Annotated in this window: 24 protein-coding genes and 1 tRNA gene; 2 read left to right on the forward strand and 23 right to left on the reverse strand. The window is 34.8% G+C overall.

The annotated features are described in order from the left end of the window. Positions 1 to 146 precede the first annotated feature (146 nt). The 17 genes from Q0594_RS05885 to Q0594_RS05965 all read right to left on the reverse strand — a co-directional run bounded on the left by Q0594_RS05885 (position 147) and on the right by Q0594_RS05965 (position 17,068). Positions 147 to 1,781, reverse strand: a complete 1,635-nt coding sequence (locus tag Q0594_RS05885) for a CHAP domain-containing protein (RefSeq protein WP_298730464.1) — start codon at positions 1,779 to 1,781, stop codon at positions 147 to 149. Positions 1,782 to 1,795: 14 nt separating this feature from the next. After that, positions 1,796 to 2,716 carry a YitT family protein gene (locus Q0594_RS05890; protein WP_298730466.1) on the reverse strand — a complete coding sequence of 307 codons (921 nt, stop codon included), beginning with the start codon at positions 2,714 to 2,716 and terminating at the stop codon, positions 1,796 to 1,798. Then, positions 2,688 to 3,581 (reverse strand): YitT family protein, encoded by an 894-nt coding sequence (locus Q0594_RS05895; protein ID WP_298730468.1) that lies wholly within the window; start codon positions 3,579 to 3,581, stop codon positions 2,688 to 2,690. The genes Q0594_RS05890 and Q0594_RS05895 overlap by 29 nt, the downstream gene beginning before the upstream one ends. Further along, a complete protein-coding gene (locus Q0594_RS05900) occupies positions 3,578 to 4,456 on the reverse strand; it encodes a VOC family protein (RefSeq protein ID WP_298730470.1) in 879 nt (292 codons plus the stop codon). The genes Q0594_RS05895 and Q0594_RS05900 overlap by 4 nt, the downstream gene beginning before the upstream one ends. 61 nt (positions 4,457 to 4,517) lie before the next feature. Next, positions 4,518 to 5,447, reverse strand: a complete 930-nt coding sequence (locus Q0594_RS05905; RefSeq protein ID WP_298730473.1) for a manganese-dependent inorganic pyrophosphatase — start codon at positions 5,445 to 5,447, stop codon at positions 4,518 to 4,520. A gap of 138 nt (positions 5,448 to 5,585) precedes the next feature. Further along, positions 5,586 to 6,347, reverse strand: coding sequence for a pyruvate formate-lyase-activating protein (gene pflA, locus Q0594_RS05910; protein WP_298730474.1), 762 nt, complete (start codon positions 6,345 to 6,347; stop codon positions 5,586 to 5,588). Positions 6,348 to 6,610: 263 nt separating this feature from the next. Next, positions 6,611 to 8,839 (reverse strand): formate C-acetyltransferase, encoded by a 2,229-nt coding sequence (pflB, locus tag Q0594_RS05915; protein WP_298730476.1) that lies wholly within the window; start codon positions 8,837 to 8,839, stop codon positions 6,611 to 6,613. A gap of 327 nt (positions 8,840 to 9,166) precedes the next feature. Beyond that, positions 9,167 to 9,240: transfer RNA gene (locus Q0594_RS05920), tRNA-Arg, on the reverse strand. Between the two features lie 54 nt (positions 9,241 to 9,294). Continuing rightward, positions 9,295 to 9,525: a hypothetical protein gene (locus Q0594_RS05925; protein ID WP_298645714.1), complete on the reverse strand. Its 231-nt coding sequence runs from the start codon at positions 9,523 to 9,525 to the stop codon at positions 9,295 to 9,297. A gap of 3 nt (positions 9,526 to 9,528) precedes the next feature. Further along, complete coding sequence (locus Q0594_RS05930; protein WP_298730477.1) at positions 9,529 to 10,299, reverse strand: RNA methyltransferase; 771 nt, start codon at positions 10,297 to 10,299, stop codon at positions 9,529 to 9,531. Beyond that, positions 10,286 to 10,669 (reverse strand): hypothetical protein, encoded by a 384-nt coding sequence (locus Q0594_RS05935; RefSeq protein ID WP_298730479.1) that lies wholly within the window; start codon positions 10,667 to 10,669, stop codon positions 10,286 to 10,288. The genes Q0594_RS05930 and Q0594_RS05935 overlap by 14 nt, the downstream gene beginning before the upstream one ends. Next, a complete protein-coding gene (locus Q0594_RS05940; RefSeq protein WP_298730481.1) occupies positions 10,635 to 11,822 on the reverse strand; it encodes a DEAD/DEAH box helicase in 1,188 nt (395 codons plus the stop codon). The genes Q0594_RS05935 and Q0594_RS05940 overlap by 35 nt, the downstream gene beginning before the upstream one ends. 135 nt (positions 11,823 to 11,957) lie before the next feature. Further along, positions 11,958 to 12,617, reverse strand: a complete 660-nt coding sequence (locus tag Q0594_RS05945) for an amino acid ABC transporter permease (RefSeq protein WP_298730483.1) — start codon at positions 12,615 to 12,617, stop codon at positions 11,958 to 11,960. Position 12,618: 1 nt separating this feature from the next. Continuing rightward, complete coding sequence (locus tag Q0594_RS05950; RefSeq protein WP_298730485.1) at positions 12,619 to 13,494, reverse strand: transporter substrate-binding domain-containing protein; 876 nt, start codon at positions 13,492 to 13,494, stop codon at positions 12,619 to 12,621. A 146-nt stretch (positions 13,495 to 13,640) separates the two neighbouring features. Further along, positions 13,641 to 15,419, reverse strand: coding sequence for an excinuclease ABC subunit UvrC (gene uvrC / locus Q0594_RS05955; RefSeq protein ID WP_298730487.1), 1,779 nt, complete (start codon positions 15,417 to 15,419; stop codon positions 13,641 to 13,643). A gap of 43 nt (positions 15,420 to 15,462) precedes the next feature. Further along, a complete protein-coding gene (locus Q0594_RS05960) occupies positions 15,463 to 16,641 on the reverse strand; it encodes an iron-containing alcohol dehydrogenase (RefSeq protein ID WP_298730489.1) in 1,179 nt (392 codons plus the stop codon). A 103-nt stretch (positions 16,642 to 16,744) separates the two neighbouring features. Next, the gene (locus Q0594_RS05965) at positions 16,745 to 17,068 is read right to left on the reverse strand and encodes a hypothetical protein (RefSeq protein WP_298730491.1); all 324 of its coding nucleotides are present in this window, start codon (positions 17,066 to 17,068) and stop codon (positions 16,745 to 16,747) included. Positions 17,069 to 17,218: 150 nt separating this feature from the next. Between Q0594_RS05965 and Q0594_RS05970 the strand changes: the two genes are divergently transcribed. Together Q0594_RS05970 and Q0594_RS05975 are read left to right on the forward strand one after the other, a co-directional pair. Further along, positions 17,219 to 18,253, forward strand: coding sequence for a glycosyltransferase family 4 protein (locus Q0594_RS05970; RefSeq protein ID WP_298730493.1), 1,035 nt, complete (start codon positions 17,219 to 17,221; stop codon positions 18,251 to 18,253). 10 nt (positions 18,254 to 18,263) lie between these two features. Next, positions 18,264 to 18,890 carry a TVP38/TMEM64 family protein gene (locus Q0594_RS05975; protein ID WP_298730495.1) on the forward strand — a complete coding sequence of 209 codons (627 nt, stop codon included), beginning with the start codon at positions 18,264 to 18,266 and terminating at the stop codon, positions 18,888 to 18,890. Positions 18,891 to 18,932: 42 nt separating this feature from the next. Here the strand turns inward: Q0594_RS05975 and Q0594_RS05980 are convergent, their stop codons facing one another. From Q0594_RS05980 to Q0594_RS06005, 6 genes are all read right to left on the reverse strand, one after another. Beyond that, positions 18,933 to 20,435 carry a serine hydrolase gene (locus Q0594_RS05980; protein ID WP_298730497.1) on the reverse strand — a complete coding sequence of 501 codons (1,503 nt, stop codon included), beginning with the start codon at positions 20,433 to 20,435 and terminating at the stop codon, positions 18,933 to 18,935. Positions 20,436 to 20,525: 90 nt separating this feature from the next. Continuing rightward, a complete protein-coding gene (locus Q0594_RS05985; protein WP_298730498.1) occupies positions 20,526 to 21,125 on the reverse strand; it encodes a hypothetical protein in 600 nt (199 codons plus the stop codon). Positions 21,126 to 21,235: 110 nt separating this feature from the next. After that, on the reverse strand, positions 21,236 to 22,222 hold the full coding sequence (guaC, locus tag Q0594_RS05990) for a GMP reductase (protein WP_298730500.1): 987 nt from the start codon (positions 22,220 to 22,222) through the stop codon (positions 21,236 to 21,238). Between the two features lie 148 nt (positions 22,223 to 22,370). Next, positions 22,371 to 23,087: a Bax inhibitor-1/YccA family protein gene (locus Q0594_RS05995; protein WP_298730502.1), complete on the reverse strand. Its 717-nt coding sequence runs from the start codon at positions 23,085 to 23,087 to the stop codon at positions 22,371 to 22,373. A gap of 33 nt (positions 23,088 to 23,120) precedes the next feature. Continuing rightward, positions 23,121 to 24,125, reverse strand: coding sequence for a signal recognition particle-docking protein FtsY (gene ftsY / locus Q0594_RS06000; protein ID WP_298730504.1), 1,005 nt, complete (start codon positions 24,123 to 24,125; stop codon positions 23,121 to 23,123). Between the two features lie 14 nt (positions 24,126 to 24,139). Beyond that, on the reverse strand, positions 24,140 to 24,961 hold the full coding sequence (locus Q0594_RS06005; RefSeq protein WP_298730506.1) for a Cof-type HAD-IIB family hydrolase: 822 nt from the start codon (positions 24,959 to 24,961) through the stop codon (positions 24,140 to 24,142). Positions 24,962 to 24,979: the final 18 nt, after the last annotated feature.

The raw sequence follows: 24,979 nt of genomic DNA on the forward strand, positions 1-24,979 counted from the left end.
AAATCTCTTTTATGATTTAGTCTATTCTACCATAATCATACACATACTTAAAGAATTCTTAACCCTTAAAATTGTTTTCTATCATTTTCAATTCCCTATTATAAAGGAAAAAAGCCAGTCTCTAAGGACCAGCTTTTTGTTATAATTTATTTATATTGTGGGCGACCATATCCAATGATATATCGTGCTGATAATTTATGAGATTTACGAACGACTTTTGATTCATCCAGATTACGATCACTCGTATTCCCTTCAATCGTGATCACTTTGTCACCTTCGACCTTTTCAACAATAGCAATATGGTCAGCAAGGCCGTCTAAATTCCAGTCAAACGTAATGATATCTCCTGGTTGAGGGGTTGAATTTCCAACCCAAATCCCCTTATTTTTCATTAATCGAATATGGTATGGAACATAAGCTTCTTTATCAATTAAGTCAATTAGTCCGCTATGTTGGTACAACGATGATACGAAGATATCGCACCAGTCATCATATGCGCTTACGCGGTAACCACTATAACTAGTTTTTCCAGAATTATAAATATTTACCATTGTATTGTGGCGGCTATCAAACTGTTCAACCCCAATATATCCACGGGCTAAATCTAAAAGAATTTCTTTTTGATTTCCTTTAGAAGATGGATTTGGTAGCCAAGCTCCATCAGGACCTACGTAATAGCGATAGTTATCTACCCATTGATTTGTAGCCATTTTACCATCTGATAATAAATAGTAGTCGCCCACCCATTTATTACGTGTTGGAATTCCATTTTTGTAATGATACCATATACCATCAGACTCTTGAATCCAGCCATCCTTCCCTTTAATCGCAGCACGAACCCAAGCACCGTCTTCACCTACATAGTATTTATCATTATCAACCCACTGATTTGTAACCATGACACCAGTAGAACCTAAATAATAGTTTCCACGCCACTCATTTTTAACAAGCTGTTCTTTACCTTCATAATAGTACCAAGTACCATCTTCTTTAAGCCAACCATTTTTGAGTTTTCTATCTTTTACCCAATGACCATCTGCACCCACATAATAACGGTAATCTTCCACCCATTTATTCGTTGCCATAGTACCGTCTTCTTGAAGATAATAGTTACCTTTCCAGACATTCTTAACTGGTTGTCCATTTTCGTAGTAATACCAAATACCGTCAATCTTTTCCCATGCAGATTTCACACGATTTGGAACCCATGCGCCATTTTTATCTACGTAGTACTTATGATTATCTACCCAGTTTTCTGTAGCCATTTTTCCATCAGCACCAAGATAATAACTGCCTTCCCAGTTATTACGCAGTAACTCTTCACCTTCTAGGTAAAAATACCAATATCCTTCTTCTTTAACCCAGCCAGATTTCTTAACTTTTCCTGGGACCCATTTACCTGAAGCGTCTACATAGTATTTGTAGTTATCTACCCATTTAGTAGTAGCCATTTTTCCATCAACTTCTAAGTAATAGTCACCTTTCCAGCTTGAAGTGAGCATTGTGTGGTCAGCATTATAAAAATACCAAGTACCGTCTGAAGTTTGTACCCATCCAGTATATTTTGGAGCTTCTGTAGTCGCAGTTTCCGTCGTTACTTCCTGAGTTTGTGTAGTTGCTACTTCAGTTGTACTTTCTACCTTTTCAGTAGTCTGCGTAGTCTCCACTTGTGTAGTTGACGGCGCTACTTCAGTAGTCGGTTCAACTTCTTGTGCTAAAACTGCATTTCCGTTTAATAATAAAATCCCTGCTAATAATCCCAAAGAACTTCTAAATTTCATTTTTTCTCTCCTCCTTATTGATGTAATTTATTTCCATTATCATCAAGATAGAATGTAAATCCTTCTCCAATAACTTGATTCACGTCTGTAATGATTACAAACGCTTCTGGATCATACTCATGAATAATTCGTTGAACTGGCATTAATTGTTGACGATTCACCACAACATAAAGAACTTGTCTTTTATCTTTTGAGTAAAATCCATGCCCATCAAGAACCGTGATTCCTCTATCTAATTGCTCTTGGATTGTTTGACCAATTAATTCGTACTGGTTTGAAATAATCATTATAGCTTTTCGTGGGTTAAATCCTTCGAGAATAAAATTAATAACCTTACTTGCAATAAATAGCATCATTAACGTTAAAACAGCCTTCTCAAACCCAATTACAAATGCTAAAGGAGTAACGACAATGGTATCGATTATCAATAATGAAGATGAAACCGGCCAACCAAGATATTTATTCATCATCATTGCAATAATATCTGTTCCAGCGGTCGTCCCTTTTCCTAAAATAACAAGTCCCAAAGCAATACCAACAAATACACCAGCAGCAACTGAAGCTACTACTAGGTTCTCGGGAACGAATACTGGCCATTCCTGAGTGTATTTTAGAAACATTGGTAATTCAAATACAGCAAGAACTGTATAAATCATTGTTTTCTTCTCTAAGTATCGATAACCGATTATTAATAAAAAAACATTTAAAACTAGACTTGATAATGCAGGATCAATATTTAGCGTATAGAACATAAGAAGTGTGACTCCAGTAAGGCCGCCTTCACCAAAATGATTAGCTATCACTACAGCGTTAATGGTGTATGAAAATAAAAAACAGCCTAATGTTACGAGCATAAACGATTTTAAAATGTCTTTTTTAGAAATAGCTTGCAGTTTAATTACCTCCCTACTCTGGTTCTCTATGGAATCTTCCATAAAAGTTTTCTGTACTAATTTGATTGATAATCGCACGAGGATCCGCTTCTTTAATAACAGCTACGGCATCCATAACTTCATATGATGAAATTACTGTATGTAATAAATACATTTTTTCTCGACTAAATCCTCCAATAGCGTCCACACAGGATATTCCATGCCTTATATTTTTTAAATAGGATTGCATGACATCTTCCCCATATCGAGTCGTAATCTGCAGTGTAACCCTATGATATCTCTGATGAAATGTACTAATCACTTTCGTAGAAATATATTGGAAAATAATCGAATAACCTGCATTTTTCCATCCAAATAACGCCCCAAATATTACAAGTAATAATGTATTAAATAAGAATACTTGTTGCCAAATAGTTTTACCGCTCTTATTCGAAACATATAATGCAATAAAATCCATTCCCCCTGTTGAAGCATTCCCTTTCAGTGCAAGAGAAACATATAGTCCATTTAAAACTCCACCAAAAATCACATTCAGCATGGTATCATCTACAAATAAAGGATCAAAATTTAAAACACGGATAAAGAAACTTCCAACAAAAACTTGAAGAACCGAATAAAAAGTAAAACGAGCACTAATCCCTCTATAACATAAAATTGCAACAGGAATATTGAGTAAGATTAATAAAATCGAAATAGATAACTCTACTCCAAATAACTCAGATATTTGATTAATTAAAATCGCAACCCCCAAAAAACCGCTAGAAAGTAAATTTGAAGGTTGGATAAATACTTTCAATGTGAATGCTTGTAAAAATCCCGAAATGATAACGGCAAGCAATGAAATAAAGTGACGAAAAAGTTTATTTTTACGGTATTTACGATATGAATATTTCTCAAATAACTTCATGAATGGTCACCTACTTTAAAACAATATTCAATTCCATCCTTCGTAGGAACCTTTAAATAGGCATCGTAATAATGAAAAGGAACTTGATTCATTTCTAAATGGAGAACAAGATTTTCTAGTTCCTTCATATTGGGAACTCGCCATTCAACCATTGAAAGCCCATAAATATTTTTACTTTTCTTATTCGTTTCATTCCAGGAATTTATTGCTATTGAATATCCATCACGGTTCACCTTAAAATTTTTCCGCTTAGTTACATAATCATATGTTGTATTAAACGAGAAGTTGTTTATTAAAAAATCAGTTGTTACTTCTACATCAATCACATTATAATGAAGTTGAGTGATTCTCGCACTTACGGGAAATTCTTCTGAAGCCCCATCAATTCCGTCAATAAAGTCGTGCAACGAACGTTTCATTTCATTCCCTTCCAAATATTGATCTATATCTTTAGAAGGATTATCTTCAACAACCATAAATTTCAATCGATTTCCCTCTGGATCCATAATATAAAAATTAGTTGTATAACCATCGAATCCTGAACCCATAATCGTTTGTTCTTCCATAATAAAACGATTAATCAATTCACCAATTTGAGAAGATTTTGACAAACGAAACCCTATTGAATAAGTTGTTAAAAATGAATCAGAATCACCATTTCCTTGAACTAGTTTAAAAAGTGGGATACTTCCTCTTCCATGACCAATCAAAACTTCATTATCAAATTCTTGCAAAACCGAAAGACCTAATATTTGTGTATAAAATTTTTTCATTACGGTTAAATTTCGAACTGTAATCGAAATTAAAGAAATCGTCCACTCTTTTTTTGACTGTGGAACAACAAAATCTTTCATAAATTGTATCAAATTACGCATGATTTATTTCCTTTACAAAAAAATGGGGAGGAATAATTTTGTTCCTCACCCACTCAAAATTTTATCCTTCAAAAGCAACTGTTAATGGTGGTACTACTTGTTTTTTACGAGAAACAACTCCTGGTAATGCAAGTAATCCATCTGTATAGCTTGAATTGAACGCTTGGGCAACTTTGTCTTTATAATCTCCTACAACTAAAACTGTTGAGACGCTTGTTAAGATATTTGTAATTACAAAAACAAAAGTATCATATCCATTTTCTGAATTTGCAGCTCTCATGCTTTCTTCTAACGCTTCTCTACGAGCTAATAATTCTTCAGGATCAACAACATTTACTTGAGCAATACGTAAATTTGCTCCACCCATTGGGAATGATTTCGCATCTAAATCAATTAACTCCGCTTCAGATTTATCCCCTAAATTGGTTCCGGCTTTTAACATTTCTAGACCATAGACATTAACATCAATCTCAGTAATATTTGCTAAATCAGTTGCAGCTTCAATATCTTGTTGAGTACATGTTGGAGATTTGAATAATAAAGTATCAGAAACAATTGCTGATACCATTAATCCAGCAATATCTTTAGGAACTTCAACACCATATTCTTTATACATTTTGTATAAAATTGTATTCGTACATCCAACAGGTTCTGCACGATAGAATAAAGGATTTGCTGTTTGGAAATTTGCAATACGGTGATGATCCACTACGAATTCAACTTCTACTTTTTCTATGCCAGTTGCACTTTGTTGTACTTCGTTATGATCCACTAAAGCAACACGATTTGTCTCTTGTGAAACATCCCCAATAACTCGAGGAGCTTCTTTCTTGAAATAATTTAATGCATATTGTGTTTCTTCATTAGGAGTCCCTAAGGCAACTGCTTCTGCGTCCTCACCTAATTGACGTAATAAGAAAGCATATGAAATTGCTGATGTAATTGCATCAGTATCTGGATTTTGATGTCCGAAAACTAATAATTTACTCATTTTATGGCCTCTCTCTATTTAAATTTACATTGACAATTTTAACATAATTACCAATTAAAACCAACAAAAAATGCACTTATACATAAAAATTGAACATAAAAGAACTGCTATAGGGTTTACACTATAACAGTTCTTTCATTAGGCATTCAAAAATCCTTTATAATCATCAGTTCTTAAAATACGTCGAGCGTTATCCACACGTTCTTGAGTCGGTGGCTCAATATGATCCAATTTATATGGAATTCCTAAGTTCTTCCATTTATATACGCCCAGTTTATGATAAGGTAAAATCTCAAACTTCAATACATTTTTCAGTTTACTTACAAATTCACTTAATCGGATGAGATATTCATCATAGTCTGAACGTTCTGGGACTAACACGTGGCGAATCCATACGGGTTGCCCTTTGTCTGATAAATACTCTGCTAGTTGAAGAATATTTTTATTCGTCCATCCTGTTAATTTCTTATGTTGTTCATCATCAATATGCTTAATATCTAATAAAATAAGATCTGTATATTCTAATAACTCTTCGAATTTTGAAAAGAATGGTTCGTCATACGTAAAGGGCATTCCACAACTATCTAATGTTGTGTGCACTCCAGCTTTCTTACAACGTTTAAAGAAATCGATTAAGAAATCCATTTGCAATAAAGGCTCTCCTCCGCTGACAGTTACGCCACCTTTACGTCCCCAGAATGCACGATATTGCAATGCTTGATCGAGTAATTCTTGAGAAGTAATCGGATGACCGCCCCCAATATTCCAAGTATCTGGGTTATGACAAAACTCACAGCGCATACGACAACCTTGCATGAAGGTTACAAAACGGATACCTGGTCCGTCTACAGAACCAAAACTCTCTGTAGAATGAATATATCCAGTTACTGGTTCACTCATCATTATTCCTCCTATCTTTTCTCTTCTAGTATATCACAATTCGTGTCCTTTAGGGCTGCTGTTTCGATTAAAAAACGGATGGACGATTTTGCCCATCCGTTTTCGTAATTTCAGCAATATTGCGAGTCAACCTCACACAATGTGTAATCTGGTTCGGTCTCCTTGAAATACCTGTACTTCGCAAAATTTCTTCGGATGCTTAGCATCCTCATTAATTTTCCTCCAGTGGTCTATTTCAGAACAGTCGACCTTACACAATGTGATTACATGCTTTCGTGCATTGTACGGTTGATTACGTCTAATTGTTGTTCACGAGTTAATTTAATGAAGTTAACTGCGTATCCAGATACACGAATTGTTAATTGTGGGTATTCTTCTGGGTGTTCCATAGCATCTAATAATGTATCACGGTTGAATACGTTGATGTTTAAGTGGTGACCACCTTTTGAAGCGTAACCATCTAACATAGAAACTAAGTTTTCTTCTTGTACATCTAATTCACGTCCTAAAGCTTTAGGAATGATTGAGAATGTATTTGAGATACCATCTAATGCATATTTGTAAGGTACTTTAGCAACTGATGATAATGAAGCTAATGCTCCATGTGTGTCACGACCATGCATTGGGTTAGCACCTGGTGCAAATGGTTCGCCAGCACGACGTCCATCAGGAGTGTTACCTGTCTTCTTACCATAAACTACGTTAGAAGTAATTGTAAGGATAGAAGTTGTATGTTTAGCATTACGGTAAGTTTTATGTTTTTTAACTTTAGTCATGAATTCTTTCAATAACCAAATTGCGATTTCGTCAGCGCGATCATCGTTGTTACCATATTTAGGGAAGTCGCCTTCTACTTCATAGTCTACAACAACGCCATCTTCATCACGAATTGTCTTAACTTTCGCATATTTAATAGCTGATAATGAGTCAACTGCTACTGAGAATCCAGCGATACCAGTTGCCATTGTACGTAGAATTTCAGTGTCATGTAATGCCATTTCAAGTCTTTCGTAACTGTATTTATCATGCATATAGTGGATGATGTTTAATGTGTTTAAGTATAAACCACAAATCCATTCCATCATATCGTTGTATTTAGCCATTACTTCATCGTAATCTAAGTATTCTGAAGTAATTGGTTGATACTTAGGACCAACTTGTGCTTTAGATTTTTCATCGATACCACCGTTTATCGCATATAATAATGTTTTCGCTAAGTTAGCACGAGCTCCGAAGAATTGCATTTGTTTACCAATACGCATCGCAGATACACAGCAAGCAATTCCGTAGTCGTCGCCCCACTCTGGACGCATTACATCATCGTTTTCATATTGGATTGCAGATGTATTAATAGAAGTTTTAGCTGCAAACAATTTGAAGTTTTCTGGTAAACGAGTTGACCATAGAACTGTTAAGTTTGGTTCTGGAGCTGGTCCTAAGTTTACTAATGTGTGTAAGAAACGGAAACTGTTTTTAGTTACTAATGGACGTCCGTCTTCACCAACACCGGCAATAGATTCAGTTACCCAAGTTGGGTCTCCTGAGAATAATGCGTTGTATTCAGGTGTACGAGCGAATTTAACTAAACGTAATTTCATTACAAAGTGGTCAACCAGCTCTTGTGCTTCTTGTTCTGTTAATGTTCCGTTTTCTAAGTCACGTTGTACATAGATATCTAAGAATGTTGAAGTACGTCCTAGAGACATAGCCGCACCATTTTGTTCTTTAATAGCTGCTAAGTAACCTAAGTATAACCATTGGAAAGCTTCACGAGCATTTGATGCAGGTTTAGAAATATCGAATCCGTAGATGTTTCCTAATTCTTTTAATTCTAATAATGCACGGTATTGTTCTGAAACTTCTTCACGTAAACGAATGACATCGTCACTCATAGTGCCATCGCCAATGTTAGCGAAGTCTTTTTGTTTTTCAGCGATTAAACGATCAACCCCGTATAAAGCTACACGACGGTAGTCACCGATGATACGTCCACGTCCGTAAGCATCTGGTAAACCTGTGATAACACCTGATTTACGAGCTGCACGCATTTCTGGAGTGTAAGCATCGAATACACCTTGATTGTGAGTTTTACGCCAGTCACGGAAGATACGAGAAATTTCTTCGTCAATCTTGAAACCGTATGCTTCAGCAGATTGTTCACTCATACGAATACCACCAAATGGTTGTAAGCTACGTTTGAATGGTTTTTCGGTTTGGAAACCAACAACTGTTTCTAAATCTTTGTTTAAGTAACCAGGTCCATGTGAAGTGATTGTTGATACAACTTTAGTGTCCATATCTAAGACACCACCAGCTTCACGTTCTTGTTTGTTCAAGTCCATAACTTGTGCCCATAAAGCCTTAGTAGCTTCAGTAGGTCCAGCTAAGAAACTGTCGTCTCCTTCATAAAGTGTGTAGTTTTCTTGGATAAAGTCACGGACATTAACTTCTTCTTTCCATACTTTACCTTTGAAACCGTTCCATTGTTCCATAAATTTTTCCTCCTTAGATAATTGGTTGTGAAACTTATAACAGCTATCTACACAAATATTATAACACAATTAAATCTAAGTGCAATACATAAGTGTAAAAAAATACAAAGAATTTGTTAAATATTGTTATAACCGCTATTTAAAGCCTTCTTAAGTTGTGAAAGATGTATTATAACAGTTGATTTTGCTGTACTATTTTATTGAAACAGAATGAAACATTTCACAATATGGGCATAATTATTCACAATCTATCCTTTTTTTATCTTCATTTTACTAATAAAAAAAGAGCATTATCAAACTAAATTTGATAATGCTCTTTCAATTTAGCGTTTCAGGAGGGATTCGAACCCCCGACCGTTCGCTTAGAAGGCGAATGCTCTATCCTGCTGAGCTACTGAAACAGTACTAAATTATTATACCTAAAGACGAACATTCTGTCAATCGATTTTACAGCCTCATTCCGACTCTTCGGTTTCTTTTTCTTTACCCTCTAGTTTATGCTTTTTTGAAAACAACATGAAGGTATAGATAACCAACATTACCACCGCCATGATTAGCACTCTTGCTGCTAAGGTAAAATTATATAAAGCTGCAATGGCACTTAATGCAAAGAAAATAATAGTCATATTTTTAACTGTTTCAAGAATGGGGCGTTTTCTTCCCATTGGATTTGGTCTGTTATCCATTCGTTACTCCTTCTTTTCTTTCGTTTTATACATTAATAAAGCTGAAGCAATTGCTACGTTCAATGATTCCGCTTTTCCAAACATCGGAATTGAAACAACTACATCCGCTATGTCAATAATATTACTAGAGACTCCCTGGCCTTCATTACCAACGACGATAGCTACATCTGTAGCTCCTTGTAAGATAGTATAATCTTTCGAATCTCGGTGCAGTGCCGTTACGGCTACTTGTGCACCTTTATCTTTAAGCTTTAGTAAGTATTCTTGTAAGTTCGTTTGGAAAACGGGAATATGAAAATGACTTCCTTGCATCGAACGAAGAACTTTTTCGTTATATAAATCAACAGTCCCCGTCCCTAAAACAACAGCATCAAATCCTGCAGCATCAGCCGTTCTAACAATCGTTCCTAGATTACCAGGGTCTTGAACTGCATCTAAAATGATCATACGACCACAATGAGGGAGAGTCTCTTGCTTAACAATTTCAACAACTGCTATAATCCCTTGAGCCGTCTCAGTCATTGATAACTTATGGAAGACGTCTTGCGATACAACTAGAACCTGTACGTCAGTTTGACTTAAAAGATATTGAAACTCTTCAAGACGATTACTAGTAACTACTATCAAAGAAATAGGGGCTTTTTCTTTAATCGCTTCTTCAACTAGGTGTTCCCCTTCAAGAAGATACATCCCTGCTTTCTTACGACCTTTTGAAGTCTGAAGTTTAACAAGCTCCTTAATTTTTTCATTCTTAGGTGAACTAATGATATCCATACAACTCCCCTTTTAATCCTTCTATTGTATTCATGAATTTCTTTACTTCTGTCTTTTGATTTTGATGAAATCTACATTTCATCGGTACAACGAAAATCTCCTCTTTATCTAAATATTGCAATGTTAGTTTTGGATTTCCTAAGAGCCTCTTCTCTAAAGAAACATTTTGAATGCGACTTGAAGGAATAACGATTGGTCTATTTGCTCTCCAAACACCTTCTTTAGAAGTTTCAAACAGAACGAAGCCATCTCTAGCCCAAAAGAGTACAAAGTTTTGCTCTTCTTTATTTAAAGCTATTAAGCTGTCGGCATCCGTCATTTCAAATCCGAAGAACCTAATTTGACTTTTTAAATCCTCGATGATTTCCACTCTTATTTTCCTTCTTTCGTTTCTGAATTGTTTTTTTAGAACTTACTTCTTTCTTTTTCAATTGCGTAACTGGTTTTAACTGTCCTGCATATAATTCAAACTGGACCAGTTTATGTTTTCCAGCAACTTTCTTCAAGTCTCTTAGTTCACGGTCGTTCACTAGGCTCAGAACCAAACCTTCTTTCCCCATACGTCCTGTACGTCCAGAACGATGCGTATATTGCTCCGTAGAATCTGCAATATCATAATGAATGACGATTGGTAAATCTTGAATATCAAGACCACGTTGCGCAACATCCGTACTTAATAAGAATGGGATTTGGCCCTTCTTAAATAGGTCAATCGCTTTCTTGCGTTCTGTTTGATGGGCATCGCTTGAAAGAAGTGCAACTGGCACTTGATGATACGCTAACTTTTCACCAAGTAATGCAGCATTTGCAATCGAATTAACGAAAACTAATGCCTGATTTGCATTTTCTGAGAAAGCGAGTTTTCTTAATACCTCATCACGCTTTCTTGTCGGACACTCTATATATCCATGAGTGACATTTGAATGCACAGAGTTCCCCTCTGAAACTTCAATAAATATCGGTTGTATATTAATCCATTTATGAACTTCTTCTAAATTCATGTTCTTTGTTGCAGAGAAACATAGTACTTGTCTTTCAGAAGGAAGTTTCTTTACAAGTTCTCTCGTATTACTCAATTGGTCCGAATCGAGTAAATAATCGGCCTCATCTAATACAAGTAGTTCTACTTGATGTAGCTTTAATTTACGGAGTTTTGAAAGTTCTAATAGTCGACCAGGTGTTCCGACAACAATTTCTGGTTTTTCTTTTAACTTCTCTACTTGGCGTTTAACGTTTGCTCCCCCTGCTAAAACTTGCACACGAATTTCCGGTATTTTCCATTCTCTAATCACTGTTCCAATTTGCTGCGCTAGTTCTTGAGAAGGTGCCACAATAAGAGATTGGAGCGTTTTGTCCGCTTTTACTCTTCCCAAAATAGGAACTACATACGCTAAAGTTTTCCCAGTCCCTGTAGGCGAGATGGCTACAACGTCAGCTCCTTCTTTAATCAGTTCTTGTGTCTTTTCTTGTATCGGCGTTAATGTGCGGAAGCCATGTTGCTCCCAAATAGTCTTTGTATTCATAAGTGTCCTTTCCGATAACCATTGTTCTTTTAAGTCCTATTTATTTTAACGAAGAAACGCCTATACTTCAAATAGTTTCAACATTTCTATATAAAAAGAGAACTGCTGTTACACAGTTCTCTATACTATTTTCTATTAAAGTGCCATTTTCTTTTCTAAATATCGTTGCCCTTGTTCAAAAAGTAAACAGATAATCCAGTAAATAATTGCTACTAGAATATAAACAGTCATGTAGTTTTGTTCCCGACCACCAACAATTTTCGCATTTTGGAAGATATCAGGAAGTGAAATCATCGCAACAAGAGACGAACCTTTAATCATATCCAGTAACACATTACTTAATGGCGGTATTGCAATTCTTAACGCTTGAGGAACGATTACTTTTTGTAAAGTTTGACGATAACTCATTCCAAAAGACATCGCTGCTTCCCATTGGCCATTATCCACTGCATCCATTGCCGAACGCAATACTTCAGAAATATACGCACTGCTCGCAATACTAAAGCAAAGAAGCGCACATACTAATGCTGGTAACGTTATTTTTAGGAATGGTAAACCAAAATATAGTAAGAATAAAAATACTAGTGTTGGAGTTCCACGCATAAAGGATACATGGAACATTGCAATCAATCGTAGAAAACGGAATCTGGAGCGTCTCATTAATACGAGAATAAAACCTAAAATCGTTCCGAATACGAAACTTGTTAATGCGACTCCTAATGTATATCCTAATCCACTAAGGATAAACCAAAAATTGTTAATCGCAATACTAATATCGAATATTTTATTTAGCATATTAGTCTACATCTGAAATATCGATTTTTTCTGTTTTGAACTCTTTAGGTTCTGTTACGTCTTGACCAGCGAAGAATTGTTCAGAGATTTTCTTTAATGTTCCATCTTTCTTCATTGCATCCATCGCTTCATTGAACTTATCACGTAATACAGTGTTATTTAATGAAATTGAGAAGCTTGAGCTATAAGGATTTGCGTAAACACCTTCATTAATCTTAATGTCGTATTTATCTTTGGCAAAAGCAACCGCGATGGATTGTAAGTAGTAATCGTTGATAATTACATCTGTACGTCCGTTTACTAAATCAGACATATATACATCATTAGTTACGTTATCATAAACGACTAATTCAGCGCCAAGTTTTTTAGCAATCTTCATATAGTTTGTACTTGCTGCCCCTGCTGCTTTTTTACCTTTTACATCCGCCCATGAATGGATTCCTGAATTGTCACTTCCGCGAACAACCATTGATGTAAATGAGTATTTATGAGGTGTAGTGTGTAAATAGTCATTGAAATTTTTTGCGCCTTCTTCAATTGAATAGTTAGCGATATCTGTCATACCACTATCTAAAGCAGTTAACATTCCGTCTACACCCATTTCCGTAAATTCAACTTTAAGGTTTAAACGCTTCGCAACTTCCTTCATGATTTCCACATCGTAACCAGTTAGTTCATTATTATCATTATGGAATGATTGTGGATATAAAGTACCTGCCGTTGATACTTTAATGACACCAGATTCAACTATTTTATCCCAGTTTGCTTGTGCATCTGAAACTGATACAGTTGTTTCTTGTGTTTTTGTTGTGTTTGCTCCGCATGCTGCTAATAATATAGCTACAGCAACGAAACCAGCTTCCATCCATTTTTTCATTGGTTTAACCACCTTTTATTTATTTTTCAACAATCAAAAAGATAGCACATCTACCCCCAAAAAACAAAGATTAAGTCTTGGAAACAAGACAAAAAATGAAACAGATAAAATACCTGTTTCACTTTATTGTTTTTACACTTAATATTTTATTCATTCTGAAACATTGTCATAATATTACTTGCAACTTTTTCAGAGATACCAATCTTCCGTAACTCCTCAACGCTAGCATTTTTTATAGCGGTAGTAGTCTTAAAATGACTTAAAAGTTTCTTTCTAGTTTTCGGTCCTACTCCATCTATTAACTCCAATTTTGAAGAGAAAGTATTCTTGCTTCTAACTTGTCTGTGGAAAGTAATAGCAAAGCGGTGAACCTCTTCTTGGACTCTTTGAATCAATTGAAAAGCTTGTCCTTTTCGATCCAATTCGATAGGAATAAATTTTTCTCCATAAATTAAAGAAGCTGTTTTATGTTTATCATTTTTTACCATCCCACAAACCGGAATGGTTAAACCTAGTTCATCTTCTAGAACTTCCATAGCAGCCTTCATTTGGATTTTTCCACCATCCATTAATATTAAGTCAGGAAGGTCAGCTTTTTCTCTTAGTAATCTAGAATAACGTCTTCTAATCACTTCTTGCGTCGTCGCAAACTCATGACTTCCAAGGACTGTTTTCACCTTAAATTTTCGATAATGTTTTCGATCAGGTTTTCCATCTCGAAAAACAACCATGGCAGAAACAGGATTTGTTCCTTGTATATTTGAATGGTCAAAAGATTCAATTACTGAGAGCTTTTCGAGTCCAAGAGCTTGGGCTAACTCTTCCAGTGCACCTAATGTTTTTAATTGACTCTGCTCTTCTCTTCTAAACTTTTCTAATAAAGAGATTTCACTATTTTGAGTTGCTAAATCTATCATTCTTTTTTTAGATCCTCTTTTTGGAGAGACAGCTTTTACACCAAGTGTCTCAGATAATAAATCAACATCTAAAGCATCCGGAACTAATATTTCTTTAGGAAGAATATGATTCTGATCCTGATAAAACTGGATAATAAAAGAAAGAACTTCATCTTCTATTTGATCATAAATAGGAAACATCGCTGCTTCTCTTTTGATGATTGTTGATTGTCTTAATAAAAATACTTGAATTGAAATCCATCCTCGATCAACAAAGTACGCAAATACATCTCGATTCGTGAAATCAGAACTCATAATATTTTGTTTTTCTACAGTAGCTTCAATGTACTGAATTTGATCACGATAATCCTTGGCTTTTTCAAATTCTAATCGTTCAGAGGCTTCTAACATTTTTTGATTCAAATCATCTTTAATGGTTTTAACATCCCCATTTAAAAAACGTTGAATTTTTTTAATTTGTGTTTTATACTCTTCCTCAGAAATTTCATGGTCACAACAACCTATGCACTGTCCTAAATGATAATAAAAACAAGCTCTGGTTTCGTTCTTTCCACATTTTCTTAAAGGATAAATTTTTTGAATCAGTTGCTGTGTAGATGTAGCAGCCGTTACATTAGGATAAGGACCAAAATAGATCCCTCCATCTTTTTCAACTTTATGAGAAATTACTAATTGCGGATCTTTTTCAGAAGTAATTTTCAAGTAAGGGTACATCGTCCCCTGTTTCAACTTAATATTATAGTATGGTTGATATTTCTTAATCAGGTTAATTTCCAGTAAGAGAGACTCTTTATTGGTTTTTGTAACAATATACTCAAAATGGTGGATTTCACTAACTAGTTTTTCAGTTTTCGTGTCATGCGCACCTCTGAAATAGGAACGAACACGATTTTTTAAATTCTTGGCCTTCCCAATATAGATAATCTCATCGTTACTATTTCTCATAATATAGCAACCCGGTAAATCAGGAAGATTCTTAAGTTTGCTTTCAATCAATTCACTAGCCATTTAATCTTCCTTTCATTCAAGACTAATAAAAAGTACATACTATTTATAAAGCCGTTTTATATACCTCATAAGCAACTTCTGGAGTCACATCTCCATGTTCGGATAAAGCAACCTTCTTATGACGTTTTAGTCCTTCTACTAATGCTGGGATTACTTCTTCGCCTAAACCTACATCACTAAATCGTGTAGGAGCACCTAGAGATAAGAAAAATTTTTCTGTATTTATAATAGCTTGTTCCACAACCTCATTCTCTTCTCCATCTAATCCCCAGACGCGTTTTCCATATTGAACTAACTTTTCCCATTTTTGTTTTTTTCTAACTTTCATCATCGCTGGCAATACAATTGATAATGTTCTCCCATGGTCTATTCCATGATTTAAAGTGATTTCATGACCTAATGCGTGAGAAGACCAATCCGTCGGAACGCCTAAATTAATTGTCCCATTTAACGCATTAGTGGCACACCACATAAAAGTAGCTCTATCGTTATAATCAATATGATGAATATCAATAATACGAGGAGCAATCTCAATCAACGTTTGAAGGATGCTTTCTGCATAACGATCCTGAAGAATCCCTCCTACTGGATAAGTTAAATAATTCTCCATTACATGGATGAATGAGTCTAAGAGTCCGTTTACTAATTGACGTTCAGGTAATGTATAGGTTAGTTCGGGCTCTAATACTGAAAATACTGGAAACGTCTTTGGCCCTCTAAAACTTACTTTTGCATTTTTTTCAACAAAACTAATCACTGCTCCAGAATTCATTTCAGAACCAGTTGCTGGTAAGGTTAAAATCGTTCCAAATGGTACAACCTCTTGAACGGCTAGTCCTTTTCCAATTCCCCACCCAAATAAATCTATCGGGTCTCCTTCAAACAGGCTGGCTGCAGAGACAAATTTAGTCCCATCAATTACAGAACCTCCACCGATTGCAAGTAAGTAGGTAAAACCTCCTTCTCTTACTTTATGGACAGCCTTCATTAACGTTTCAAATGTAGGATTTGCCTCTATTCCCGAAAACTCATCCCAATCTCGCCCTCCAAGAGCCGAAACTGCTCTGTCAAAAGCTCCATTTTTTTTGACTGATCCTCCACCATATAAGATGAGGACTTTTGCATCTTTAGGTATTTCGTTATCAATTTCCTCTATACGGTTTTTCCCAAATAAAATCTTTGTTGGATTTTGAAAAGTAAAATTTTGAATACTATTTTCCATTTCTCTTCACCTCATGCTTTATCAAATGATGTTTGTTAAAAATAATTGACTCTTAGACTTCTAACAAAATAAACTGGACAGTGCCCAGCTTACTTTTCTATTATCAATGAATTTTTGATAAGATATATTTATTTAATCTTTCCGCTGAAATCTCCTTTTCCAATTTTGAAACTTCAATAGGACTTAGAGGGATCTCGCAAGTCTTATTTCCTTTATCATCATAGGAAACAACAACTTGCCCAACCTCTTCTCGATACTCGCGAACCACTTTCGAAAACAATAATGCTAGTTCCTTTTCAACTTCTACCGCGCAATGCTCTCTTAAAAGCTGAAATTGTTCCGCAATAACAGAAGGAATATAATAACAATCTACTAGTGTCATTTCTTCTTCTTTAGATTTTTTATTAGATCTTTTACTTTTTTTCATAAACACCCTCGATTCTTTCTTCTTTTTAAGTATACAAAAATTCAAACAATAAGGCAAAAACATTAATTTTTCAAAATTTTATTGATGCTGTTTTCCAAATGCTTTGATTCATGGTAAAATGGGGTGTAAATATACTTTTAAGGAGTCAATATGCTTACAATAAATATGCTAACTCGTGCAGACAGCGTAAAAGGACAAGGAGTGATGTCTGCAACAGAGGAACAAATTAATTTAGTGACTGAAGGTCTTAAAGGATACAAAGTAGTTGTAAACCAGTTAAAGATTGCTGATATTAATCATATTCATACAATTAATCCAGACTTTCTATTTAAGTCATTCTTAAACAATAAGAAGCAACCAACGATAGCATCCGTACATTTCTTACCTGAAACACTCGAAAAGAGTATTTCTCTTCCAAAGCCAATAAAAGAATTGTTCTATAAATATGTCTTATCTTTTTACAAACAAGCGGATTATTTAGTGACTGTGAATCCACGTTTTATTGACGACCTCGAACATTATGGAGTCGATCGTTCGAAAGTTACTTATATTCCAAACTTTGTATCTCGTGATACCTTTTATAAAATCACTGATCAATCTAAAGGGGAATTAAGAAAGAAATTTGGACTAAATCCTGACCAGTTCACAGTTGTATCTGCAGGCCAATTGCAAATGAGAAAAGGTGTTTTGGAATTTATCGATTTAGCAGAAAAAATGCCTGAAATTCAGTTCGTTTGGGCTGGAGACTTTGCCTTTAAAGGAATTTCTGAAGGACGAAAAGAAATTATGGAACATATGGATGATCTTCCTGATAATGTTCATTTTCTAGGATTGGTTGAAAGAAACCAAATGAATGAATTTTTTAATATGGGGGATGTCATGTTACAACTTTCTTTTGAAGAATTATTCCCTATGACAATTTTAGAATCCATGAACGCTAATATTCCTCTACTATTACGTGATTTACCTGAGTACAAGCCAATCTTATTTGACTACTACTTAAAAGGGACAAGTCAACTAACATTTAAAGAACAGTTAACTAAACTTAAAGAAGATCCTGAATACTATGCTATGGCATGTGAAGGCTCAAAACGTGGTGAACAATATTACTCAAAAGAGAGCATTCTTCATCAGTGGCAACAATTTTATGATAAAGTTGCAACGGAAAGAAATTTAAAATCATAAAGGAGCAACAATGACAACCAACGAAATTAAACAAGGAAAGCCAATCTCCCCTACAGCTCAGAAAGTAATGAATATTGCTTCCATTTTAGGAGCAATTGCAACAGTCGTATTTATTGTTTGGGCTTGGCAAAAAGGCTTATTCACTTCTGAAGAGACTTTATCTGCATATATGTTACAGGCGGGAATTTGGGGACCTCCAATTTTTATTTTTCTACAAATCTTACAAACAGTTGTTCCAATTATACCAGGTGCACTAACAAGTATTGCTGGAGTTTATATTTACGGAAATATTATTGGGAATGTCTACAATTACATCGGTATTATTATCGGTTCAATTATCGCATTCTATCTTGCTCGTCAATACGGTCAACAATTCGTAAAATCAATGGTAAGTGAGAATACTTATAATCGCTATATTAATTGGCTGGACAAAGGTAAATGGTTTGACTACTTTTTTGCTTTTATGATGTTCTTCCCGGTTTCTCCGGATGACTTTTTATGTATGTTAGCCGGTTTAACAAAGATGACATATAAAAAGTTTATTATTATTATCTTGGTTTTTAAGCCCTTCACATTAGCTGCTTATACCATCGGTTTAAGATTCATCATTGATTGGTTCTGGGCATTCTTTAAATAAGCAAATACCCCTGAGAATTTCTCTTCTCAGGGGTTTCTTGTTTTAATAATCTTTTTTGAATACTTGAACAGTTGCAATCACAATCCCACTAATAAATACACTTAAAGCCAATAAAATGCCAGCAAGCAATAATGGGTTTTTACTTAAGCTTCGTAACCATCCAACAAAAGTGCTTGTATCCTCATCATTAAAGGACAATACACCTTCATTTTTTACTTCAGATGTTGTTGTAGCTTCTTCAGTTGTTGTTTCTTCTACTACCTTAGTAACCTTATGTACATTACTTTTAATCGCTTTTGTTAAAGTTGGAAAAGTATTTTCAACGATAATCTCATCGCCAACTAACTTATAGGTTGGTTTTGAATCGCCTTTGGTAATAGCTTTAATATCTTTTTCTACTTTAATTTTTTGACCATTAATTTCATGAACTCCAGCTTTTAAAACTGTTTCTTCATGATATTCCGTAAATGCCTTTTCTAAAATAGCATTTCCAAATTGAGCTCTATAATACACGCTAGTATTATAATCACTCCAACTACCTACTCCCATTAAGACTTCGATTACTCGTCTGCCCTTTTCTTCGGCTGTAATAACATGATTCAAAGCAGCATTAGGAGAAGATCCTGTTTTAAAACCATCAACATGGAAATATCCTTGATTCATTCCGCTTGCTAATTGGTTTAGTGTGTAGAATGTTTCTTCTACTACTGTTCCTTCCATTGTAGTCACCGCTGGTTCTCTGGTGATTTCAAGAAATTCTGGGAAATTTTTTAAGAAATAATAGGATAACGTTGCTAAATCCCTAGCAGTCGTTTGATTATACTCATCCGGAACACCTTCCACTGTGTATAATCCACGAAAGGAAGACACTACTGCTCCACTTGGATTATAGAACTTAGAATTCGTCATACCTAGTTCTTTTGCTTTATCATTCATCATTTTAATGTATTCTTCATTCGAATGACTGATAGCATGCGAAAGCATTACAGTAGCCACATTTGAAGAAGGATACATCATTAAATATAATAAATCTCTAACTGGATATTCAATACCTGCTCTAATTTGATTATTACTAATATCATCAATTGTAGAAATAGCTCTGTCTAATTCAGTTGCTGTAATTTTGGTATCTAATGTAATTTTTCCAGCTTTAATAGCTTCATATACTAAATAAGCTGTCATCAGTTTAGTAGTACTAGCAGGATCCCAAGGCTTATCAATAGAATCACCATATAATATTTGACCAGTTTCAGCGTCGACTAAAATGGCACTTTCTGGTCGATAATACTCACTAACATCATAACCATATCTTTGAGTGATCTCGAAAATCTCATCTTCAATAGAAAGTTCTGTTGATTTTTGCTGAGTCGTTTCTTCTTTCTTCTCTGGAGCAACCGTTGTTGGTACTTCTTCTGTTTCTTCCACAACAGTCGTTTGCGAAACAGATCCTTCTGTCGTCTCCTCCGCTAAAATGGGTGCTAAACTAGTTAATACAAAAGAACAACTCAATACTCCAAGTAGAAACTTTAAATTTCGTTTATTCATCACTATCCTCCTTACAATCCATTTTATTTTACTAAGAATTTCTTAAGTTTTCAAATAGAAATAAGAAAAAACGTAACAATCTTGTAATCGTTACGAAATTTGCTTCCAACTTTTCTCTATTGTATTTATTAATTTGTTGAATCTTTCAATACGTCTATCTACTATTGTAAAAATTAAAACATTCTCATCATCTAATTCAAAAGTCCCAATAATAATTCCCATCTTTTGTAGTTCTTTTGAAATACACTCAAAAAATTCCACTAAAGAGAGATGGTTACAATGACTTAATCGTTCATCAAGAGAAATTTCCTTTAGCTGTTTTAGCTGTTTGAGATTTTTCATAACCGCCTCAATATTATCTCTCCAGTATATTCTTCTCGCAAAAGATTCTTTTTCTAAAGTCAATAGAAGAATCAACCAATAATCATCCAACAATTCCTCATGAAGAATATCAGAATCCTCATTCCATTCATCACAATCTCCTTGGAACTCTTCCAACAAAAGTCTAGGATCCTCAAAATAATTTTCTAATAATTCTTTTACAGTCTGGTTATGATCTGTGATAATTTCCGAAATTTGGAAATAACAATCTTCATTGGAATCACTATCCACTTCGACAGTTTCACTATCAAGTGTCTCTTCAAATTCGAATTCATCTTTTCTTTGACTCTTACGATTAAATAACCACATAATTTTCCTCCTTTTATGGAGTTCTTTAGATTAGTATAACAAACAATTTTCCAAGAATAAATATCAAATTAAAAAAGCAGAAAGATTTCTCTTTCTGCTTAACAATCTGTTTAAATAGAATCCCCATTAAAAATAGAGTTTTTTACAATCACATAATCCACTTTACGAATGGCTTCAATATCTTTTCCGCCTGCATATGAAATTGATGATTGCAAATCTTGTTGCATTTCAATTAAAGTATCTTGAAGCAATCCCTTATATGGAACGACAATTTTTTTCCCTTCCACATTTTTACGTTCCCCTTTTTGGTACTCAGAAGCACTTCCGAAATACTCTTTATATAATTGTCCATTCACTTCCACAATCTTACCAGGTGACTCTTCATGTCCCGCAAAAAGTGAACCAATCATAACCATTGTGGCACCAAAACGAATAGATTTAGCAATGTCACCATGCGTACGGATTCCACCATCTGCAATGAGAGGTTTACGAGCAGCTTTAGAGCACCAACGTAGAGCCGCTAATTGCCATCCACCCGTACCAAATCCTGTTTTAATTTTTGTAATACATACTTTACCAGGTCCAATCCCTACTTTTGTTGCATCTGCCCCAGCATTCTCAAGTTCACGAACAGCTTCTGGTGTTCCTACATTTCCAGCAATTACAAAAGTTTCTGGTAAATGTTTTTTAATATGGCCAATCATATCAATCACAGAATTTGAATGACCATGCGCGATATCTATTGTGATATAGTCAGGAACCACATTTTTTTCTTTTAATTCTAGAATGAAATCATACTCTTGCGGTTTTACACCCACACTAATAGATGAAATTAACCCATTTTCTTTCATTCGTTTTACAAATGGCAAACGACCTTCTTCATCAAAACGATGCATAATATAAAAATAGCCATTCTTCGCTAGAAATTCTGCCACAGATTCATCAATAACAGTTTGCATATTAGCTGGAACTACTGGGAGTTTGAATGTGAACTTCCCTAATTTAACGGTAGTATCGCACTCCGAACGACTCTTTACAATACATTTATTTGGGACTAATTGAATATCCTCATAATCGAATGCATTTAACTCAAACATAAACTTCCTCCTATATCGTTAATGCGTACGTAGGTAGTATACCCTATTTTCACTGATAATGCATTTGAAAGTTTCTGACATTTTTTATTTTCATAATTTTAACCAAAAACAAAAAAGGTCTGGGTTAAACCCAGACCTTTAAAAAAAATTAATCTTTACTACTACCAAATAAACGAAGGATATCTAAGAAGATATTGATAAAGTCAAGATATAATTCTAAAGCACCTAGAATGGCAATTCCTTCAAGAGCTGATTGTCCTTCGAAGTAATCATACATTCTTTTTAATTTTTGTGTATCATAAATTGTCAATATGATAAAGATGATTAAAGAAATTCCTGACATAATCCACTCTACCATTGAACTACGGAAGAAGAATAAATTAAGAGCAATTGCAATAATAAGGCCTAATAAAGCACCTAAAGCTTGTTGTCCCCAACCAGTTAAATCTTTCTTAGTTGTAAAACCTACTACTGATAGACCAACAAACAAAGCACATGTAGAAGCAAATGCTTGAACAATACTTCCTAAATCATATACAAAAGTTAATGTAAAGAATGTTAACCCTGTTAGTGCAGCATATAAGCAATACATCACTATATAGCGAATTGGATTTCCTAATTTTTCATAATCGGGTCTCATTAAAAATACAAGAACTAATTGTAATAGAATAATTCCCAACATTCCGTATCCATGTGTTGTTACCATGAAATCGTAAAATAGACTGAATAGTGCCGGAGTCGTGCTAAATAAATAAGCAACAACAGCAGAAATTGCAATTCCGCCAAACATCCATCCATAGACTTTCATGAAAAATTGATTTCTTCCTTCAATACTAGATTGAACACCATAATGATTATTTTCCATTATTTCGCCTCATTTCAATTTAATATAAATGTATTATAACATATCTTTCACTAATCCGTAAATAAATTGTTCTGGTTCAAATGGTTGCAAGTCATCCATCTGTTCTCCTAATCCAATGAATTTAACAGGAATATTTAATTCATGACGAATAGACAGAATCACTCCACCTTTTGCAGTACCATCTAATTTTGTTAAGATTAATCCAGTGATATCAATGGTTTCACCAAATTGTTTGGCCTGAACCAAAGCATTTTGGCCAGTTGTTGCATCTAAAACTAATAAAGTCTCATCTGCTCCCGTTTCAATTTCACGGGAGATGATACGATTCATCTTTTCTAACTCTTTCATCAAATTCACTTTGTTTTGAAGACGTCCAGCTGTATCGATTAATAAATAATCGAAGTTTTCTTCTTTAGCCTTCTTAATCGCATCAAAGACAACTGAAGAAGGGTCGCCACCTTCTTTACCTGCAACAACAGGAACTCCAACACGTTCTCCCCAGACTTCTAACTGTTGAATGGCTCCAGCTCGGAATGTATCTCCTGCAGCAAGTAATACTTTATTTCCTTCTTGTTTCAGTCTCCAAGCAATTTTACCAATCGTAGTTGTCTTACCAACACCATTCACACCAACGAACATTAGAACAGTTGGACGACCTTCGGCTTTTTTAAGAGAAGATAAGTTGTCTTCTCCTTTTTCATAAATATCGACCATCTTTTCGATAATCACTTCTTTGACTTGACCAGAAGTTGTAGCATTTTTTAAACGAACTTCATCTCTTAAGGCATCTGTAATCGCCAATGTCATTTCAAATCCAACATCCGAGGAAATAAATGTTTCTTCTAAATCTTCAAAGAAGTCTTCGTCAATTTCTCTAAAATCTGCAAGGAATTCGTTTAAACGATCTGAAAAACTACGACGCGTTTTCTCCATCCCTTTGTCATATTTTTCAATGACAATCGATTCCTTCTTCTCATCATGTTTAATGACTTCATCTTCACCAGTAAAGGCGCGTTTAATTCGATCAAATAATCCCATGTTTTCCCCTCACTTTACGCTTGTTTATTCATTTCTAGAATATGGTAAATGGCCTGCGCAACGCCGGACTCTTCATTGGTTGCTGTTACATATTTTGCCACATCTTTGACTTCTTTTGAACCATTGCCCATGGCTACTGGATAACCGACAACTGTTAACATTGGTAAGTCATTTTCCTCATCACCACATGCTGCCATTTCATCCAGCGAAATTCCTAGAATTTCTCCTAACATCTTTAAGCCATTTCCTTTTGAAACATGTTTTGGAACGACTTCTAACAAGAATGTCCTTGATTTCATACAGTTGAAACGTTCAAAGAATTCTTTTGGTAATTTTGCAATTCCTTCATCCAAGATGTCTTGAGCGATACAAAGAACGGCTTTATTAAAGATATGTCCTTCTTCAAATTCTTCTGGATTCTTTTGTTCAAAGGTAATTGGATGTGGTAATGTATTATAAATTGACGGACGTCCTTTCGGAGGTGTTGGCTCGTAAGCTCTCACCGTATCAATCATAACTAATGGAAGCCCTACTTTTGTCACTTCTTCATGGCAATATTTCATATCTTCTACAGTATGCCCTGTTTCATAGACGATTTCTCCATATTTTGTTTTTTGAATCAGGCCACCATTAAAATTAATCGCGTAATCATCATCTCCCATGAGGTCCAATTCTTCAAGTAAGTGGACAATACTTACAATTGGTCGACCAGTACAAAGAACTACTTTAATCCCATTTTCTTTGGCTATTTTAATAGCTTTTCTATTTTCTTCAGTTATCTTCTTTTCACCAGTTAATAATGTTCCATCTAAATCTAGTGCAATTAATTTAATCAACTATAAAACTCCTTTAAG

It is taken from the genome of uncultured Granulicatella sp. (assembly GCF_938030755.1).
Lineage (GTDB): Bacteria > Bacillota > Bacilli > Lactobacillales > Aerococcaceae > Granulicatella.

What these genes read in the sequence shown, in the direction of transcription:
- Q0594_RS05980 (WP_298730497.1), bottom strand. Translation starts at nt 20,435, where the DNA reads ATGAATAAACGAAATTTAAAGTTTCTACTTGGAGTATTGAGTTGTTCT.
- Q0594_RS05975 (WP_298730495.1), top strand. Translation starts at nt 18,264, where the DNA reads ATGACAACCAACGAAATTAAACAAGGAAAGCCAATCTCCCCTACAGCT.
- pflA (WP_298730474.1), bottom strand. Translation starts at nt 6,347, where the DNA reads ATGAGTGAACCAGTAACTGGATATATTCATTCTACAGAGAGTTTTGGT.
- ftsY (WP_298730504.1), bottom strand. Translation starts at nt 24,125, where the DNA reads ATGGGATTATTTGATCGAATTAAACGCGCCTTTACTGGTGAAGATGAA.
- Q0594_RS05960 (WP_298730489.1), bottom strand. Translation starts at nt 16,641, where the DNA reads ATGGAAAATAGTATTCAAAATTTTACTTTTCAAAATCCAACAAAGATT.
- Q0594_RS05995 (WP_298730502.1), bottom strand. Translation starts at nt 23,087, where the DNA reads ATGGAAAATAATCATTATGGTGTTCAATCTAGTATTGAAGGAAGAAAT.
- Q0594_RS05900 (WP_298730470.1), bottom strand. Translation starts at nt 4,456, where the DNA reads ATGCGTAATTTGATACAATTTATGAAAGATTTTGTTGTTCCACAGTCA.
- Q0594_RS05970 (WP_298730493.1), top strand. Translation starts at nt 17,219, where the DNA reads ATGCTTACAATAAATATGCTAACTCGTGCAGACAGCGTAAAAGGACAA.
- Q0594_RS05925 (WP_298645714.1), bottom strand. Translation starts at nt 9,525, where the DNA reads ATGGATAACAGACCAAATCCAATGGGAAGAAAACGCCCCATTCTTGAA.
- Q0594_RS05940 (WP_298730481.1), bottom strand. Translation starts at nt 11,822, where the DNA reads ATGAATACAAAGACTATTTGGGAGCAACATGGCTTCCGCACATTAACG.
- Q0594_RS05945 (WP_298730483.1), bottom strand. Translation starts at nt 12,617, where the DNA reads ATGCTAAATAAAATATTCGATATTAGTATTGCGATTAACAATTTTTGG.
- Q0594_RS05965 (WP_298730491.1), bottom strand. Translation starts at nt 17,068, where the DNA reads ATGAAAAAAAGTAAAAGATCTAATAAAAAATCTAAAGAAGAAGAAATG.
- Q0594_RS05905 (WP_298730473.1), bottom strand. Translation starts at nt 5,447, where the DNA reads ATGAGTAAATTATTAGTTTTCGGACATCAAAATCCAGATACTGATGCA.
- Q0594_RS05930 (WP_298730477.1), bottom strand. Translation starts at nt 10,299, where the DNA reads ATGGATATCATTAGTTCACCTAAGAATGAAAAAATTAAGGAGCTTGTT.
- Q0594_RS05895 (WP_298730468.1), bottom strand. Translation starts at nt 3,581, where the DNA reads ATGAAGTTATTTGAGAAATATTCATATCGTAAATACCGTAAAAATAAA.
- guaC (WP_298730500.1), bottom strand. Translation starts at nt 22,222, where the DNA reads ATGTTTGAGTTAAATGCATTCGATTATGAGGATATTCAATTAGTCCCA.
- Q0594_RS05890 (WP_298730466.1), bottom strand. Translation starts at nt 2,716, where the DNA reads ATGGAAGATTCCATAGAGAACCAGAGTAGGGAGGTAATTAAACTGCAA.
- Q0594_RS05985 (WP_298730498.1), bottom strand. Translation starts at nt 21,125, where the DNA reads ATGTGGTTATTTAATCGTAAGAGTCAAAGAAAAGATGAATTCGAATTT.
- uvrC (WP_298730487.1), bottom strand. Translation starts at nt 15,419, where the DNA reads ATGGCTAGTGAATTGATTGAAAGCAAACTTAAGAATCTTCCTGATTTA.
- Q0594_RS05950 (WP_298730485.1), bottom strand. Translation starts at nt 13,494, where the DNA reads ATGAAAAAATGGATGGAAGCTGGTTTCGTTGCTGTAGCTATATTATTA.
- pflB (WP_298730476.1), bottom strand. Translation starts at nt 8,839, where the DNA reads ATGGAACAATGGAACGGTTTCAAAGGTAAAGTATGGAAAGAAGAAGTT.
- Q0594_RS05885 (WP_298730464.1), bottom strand. Translation starts at nt 1,781, where the DNA reads ATGAAATTTAGAAGTTCTTTGGGATTATTAGCAGGGATTTTATTATTA.